The 793-nt window shown below is 67.0% G+C and carries 1 protein-coding gene; it reads right to left on the bottom strand.

Annotated features, from left to right (window positions below; all coding sequences use genetic code 11):
* Positions 1-793, bottom strand: a 793-nt coding sequence (locus tag MOV75_RS40260; protein WP_247008401.1) for a molybdopterin-dependent oxidoreductase, incomplete at both ends; no start/stop codon positions are given.

The following is a 793-nucleotide window of genomic DNA, read 5'->3' as shown; positions in this document are numbered from 1 at the left end:
GCTCGCCATGCTCGGCGCGCTGCAGCGAATGCGAGACGGTGATCAGCGCGCGCTTGCCGGCGGCGCGGCGCGCCAGCTTTCGGATCGTCTCGGCATCGACGCCTGAGATGGCCGCGGCCCATTCGGCATGTTTGGGCTGGCCATCGCTTTCGCCCATGAGATAGCGCAGGAAGGTGGGCCAGCCTTCGGTGTAGCGATCGAGGAAGGGCTGGTCGTGCAGACCTTCGCTCACCAGCGTGTGGACGAGGCCGAGCATCAAGGCGGTGTCGGTGCCGGGCACGCAGCTCATCCATTCGGCGCCGGCTTCCACCGGCAGATCGTCACGCAGCGGGCTGACCAGGACGAACTCACAGCCGCGCTTGCGCGCCGCCGCCATGGCGCCGCGCTCGACATGCTTGCTGATCGAGCCGCCGGCCACCATGGAGTTCTTCAACGCCATGCCGCCGAAGGCCAGCACGATGTCGGTGGTTTGAGCAATCTGCTCCCAGGTGACGTTGCGCTTGGTGATATCCTCATAGCCCGCCAGAATCTGCGGCAGCAGCACCGAGGACGCGCCCGACGAGTAAGTGTTCACCGAGCGGACATAGCCGCCCATCGCGATGTTGAGGAAGCGATGCACCTGGCTCTGGGCGTGATGAAAGCGGCCGGCGCTCGACCAACCATAAGAGCCGCCGAACACGGCGCTGGGGCCGCGCGTGTCGCGGATGCGGCAGAGCTCATCGCCGAGCAGATCGAGGGCCTTCTCCCAGCTCACGGAGACGAACTCGTCGCGGCCGCGGCGATTGTCCGGGCC

The sequence above is a fragment of the Bradyrhizobium sp. PRIMUS42 genome (genome assembly GCF_023006515.1).
In the GTDB taxonomy this organism is placed as follows: Bacteria; Pseudomonadota; Alphaproteobacteria; order Rhizobiales; family Xanthobacteraceae; genus Bradyrhizobium.
The sequence above is the reverse complement of the archived record's forward strand: the minus strand, read 5'-3'. Positions and strand labels throughout refer to the sequence as shown.